This is a genomic window from Streptomyces sp. WELS2 (genome assembly GCF_013870595.1).
Lineage (GTDB): Bacteria > Actinomycetota > Actinomycetes > Streptomycetales > Streptomycetaceae > Streptomyces.
Map to the genome: position 1 here is coordinate 1 of NZ_JACBWZ010000789.1, position 2,811 is coordinate 2,811.

The window sequence follows — 2,811 nt, forward strand, 5'->3', positions numbered from 1 at the left end:
GACCAGGGGCCGGTTGTACAGCGGAGGAGCCGCCCCCGGCCAGGGCCCCTCCGGCCGCCCCGGTGGCCAGAGGGCGGGTGAGCGCCCGGGGCGGGGGAACGGGCTCCCCGGGAGCCCGGCGGTGTGCGCAGGGCTCTGTGGGGCCGTGGGCCGGGCTCCAGAGGGTGCCGTCGGTCAGGAGGCCGTGCCCGTGCCGCCCGTGGCCATGCCGCCGGACTTCATCATGTCCGCGAAGTCCTTGGTGTCGCCGGCCGGCGGGGCCTCGGCGCTGACCTTCACGCCGTAGTCCGAGTAGACCGTGGTGTTGTTCAGGGCGCCGTTCGCGGTGTCGGCCTTCTCGGTCTTCTTGACCAGCAGGTTCTGGTCGTTGACCCAGATGTCGATGGTCTCGGTGGTGATGCCGGCCTGGCTGAGCTGCTTCTTCAGGGCCGCCATCTGGTCGGCGCCGAGGTTGCTGGTCTTGTCGGCGAGGTCGGCGACGTTCACCTTGCCCGAGTAGTGCGTGGTCCGGACGCCCTCGACGCTCTCCTCACCGACCTTCTTCACGTCGCCGGAGGCCAGCAGCATCTTCACGGACTGGTTCGGCGTGGCGTTCTGGAGCTGGTCCTTCATGTACGACCCGGACGCGCCACCGAGCTTGGCGAGGTCGTCGTAGGAGTACTTGATCCAGTGCTTGCCGCCGCCCGCCTGCTGGGCGTACGTCTCGCTCATGTGCGCGTAGTACGCGTCCTGCAGATAGCGGGCCTCCATCGACTGGGTGCCGGCCTTCTTCATCAGCTCGGCCATCTGGCCACCGGTGTAGGTGATGGTCAGGTTGCCCTTGAGGCCGTCGTTCCAGGTGAGGGCACCGTCGGCGCTCATCGCCATGATGTCGCCGAGGGACGTCGTGGAGTGCACCTTGGCGGAGTCGGCCTGGTCGGTGGACTTCTCGACGGACCGCAGCGCGGCGATCGGGCTGAGGTGTATCGGGCCCTTGCCTGCGGCCTTGTCACCGCCCTTGTCGGAGTCGGAGGAACCGCAGGCGGCCACTCCGGTCAGCGCGGCCACCACCGCGATCGAAAGGGTCGCCCGGCGCACGGTCGTGCTCTTCATCTGCTCCCACCCCTGTTGAGTGTCCTGTGCCTGCACCGTAGCCCAGGCCACTGACAGTCGTTCGAAAGGACGTACACAGAAAGGACGGGCCCGGAACCGGAGAGGTTCCAGGGCCCGCCCTTTTCGTTTACGCGTCCCTGACGCGGCTACCGCGCTGAGCCGGGGCTCAGACGGCGGCCGGGTCCTCCTCGACGAGGAGGTTGCGGGTGCGGTTCGGGTCGACCGGGATGCCGGGGCCCATCGTGGTGGTGATGGCGGCCTTCTTGATGTAGCGACCCTTGGCGGCGGACGGCTTCAGACGGAGGATCTCCTCCAGCGCGGCGCCGTAGTTCTCCACCAGCTTGTCGTCGTCGAAGGACGCCTTGCCGATGATGAAGTGCAGGTTCGAGTGCTTGTCGACGCGGAACTCGATCTTGCCGCCCTTGATGTCGGTGACGGCCTTGGCGACGTCGGGGGTGACGGTGCCGGTCTTCGGGTTCGGCATCAGACCACGCGGGCCGAGGACGCGGCCGAGGCGGCCGACCTTGCCCATGAGGTCCGGGGTGGCGACGACGGCGTCGAAGTCCAGACGGCCCTTCGCGACCTCGTCGATCAGCTCGTCGGCACCGACGATGTCGGCGCCCGCGGCACGCGCGGCCTCGGCACGGTCGCCGGTCGCGAAGACCAGGACCCGGGCGGTCTTACCGGTGCCGTGCGGAAGGTTCACGGTGCCACGGACCATCTGGTCGGCCTTGCGCGGGTCGACACCCAGACGGAAGGCGACCTCGACGGTGGCGTCGAACTTGGTCGTGGAGGTCTCCTTGGCGAGACGGACGGCTTCGAGCGGGGCGTACAGCTTCTCCCGGTCGACCTTGGCGTCCGCAGCGCGGAGAGCCTTGCTGCGCTTGCTCACAACTTGCTCCTGTGTGTTCTGAAAGGAGTCGTGGTCCCTGGGCCGAGCAGGCCCTGCCACGTGCGGCCGCGAAATGCAGGCAGCCGCATGACTGCTACGAAGGTGGGGTTCAGCCCTCGACCGTGACGCCCATGGAACGCGCGGTACCGGCGATGATCTTCGCGGCGGCGTCCAGGTCGTTCGCGTTCAGGTCGGGCATCTTGGTCTGGGCGATCTCGCGGACCTGCGCCTCGGTGATCTTGGCGACCTTGGTCTTGTGCGGCTCGCCGGAGCCCTTCTCGATGCCCGCGGCCTTGAGGATCATCTTCGCGGCCGGCGGCGTCTTGGTGACGAAGGTGAAGGAACGGTCCTCGTAGACCGTGATCTCCACCGGGATGACCCAACCGCGCTGCGACTCGGTCGCGGCGTTGTAGGCCTTGCAGAACTCCATGATGTTGACGCCGTGCTGGCCCAGCGCCGGGCCGACCGGCGGGGCCGGGTTGGCGGCGCCGGCCTGGATCTGGAGCTTGATGAGCCCCGTGACCTTCTTCTTCTTGGGAGGCATGCTCTCTCCGGGTCCTTACTGAGAGGTTGATGGCCGTCTGCGACCAACGGATCCATGCCGATGCACGATCCCGCAGATGGCATACCGCACAACGATAGCCGCTGTCCCCACGAGACAAGAAATCCCCCAGGTCAGGCATCCTGCGCGGATTCTTCGCGGCGCCGTTCGCGCAGCACGCGCACGGCCGCGGCGAGCAGCGCGAGCAGGGTCGCGCCCAGGGGCACGGCGAGCAGCGCGGCGACGGCCCCTGGGCGCGTCCCTGGGCATCTACTCGCCCAAGGGC

The 2,811-nt window shown here is 68.3% G+C and carries 3 protein-coding genes; all 3 read right to left on the reverse strand.

Going from position 1 to position 2,811, the window contains the following annotated elements; all coding sequences use genetic code 11:
• Positions 1 to 174 precede the first annotated feature (174 nt).
• Positions 175 to 1,092, reverse strand: coding sequence for a hypothetical protein (locus H5J33_RS29830; RefSeq protein ID WP_181797905.1), 918 nt, complete (start codon positions 1,090 to 1,092; stop codon positions 175 to 177).
• A 166-nt stretch (positions 1,093 to 1,258) separates the two neighbouring features.
• Complete coding sequence (gene rplA / locus H5J33_RS29835) at positions 1,259 to 1,984, reverse strand: 50S ribosomal protein L1 (RefSeq protein ID WP_030778441.1); 726 nt, start codon at positions 1,982 to 1,984, stop codon at positions 1,259 to 1,261.
• Positions 1,985 to 2,093: 109 nt separating this feature from the next.
• Entirely contained in the window at positions 2,094 to 2,528 is a 435-nt protein-coding gene (rplK, locus tag H5J33_RS29840) for a 50S ribosomal protein L11 (RefSeq protein WP_023547415.1), read from the reverse strand.
• Positions 2,529 to 2,811: the final 283 nt, after the last annotated feature.

What these genes read in the sequence shown, in the direction of transcription:
- H5J33_RS29830 (WP_181797905.1), bottom strand. Translation starts at nt 1,092, where the DNA reads ATGAAGAGCACGACCGTGCGCCGGGCGACCCTTTCGATCGCGGTGGTG.
- rplK (WP_023547415.1), bottom strand. Translation starts at nt 2,528, where the DNA reads ATGCCTCCCAAGAAGAAGAAGGTCACGGGGCTCATCAAGCTCCAGATC.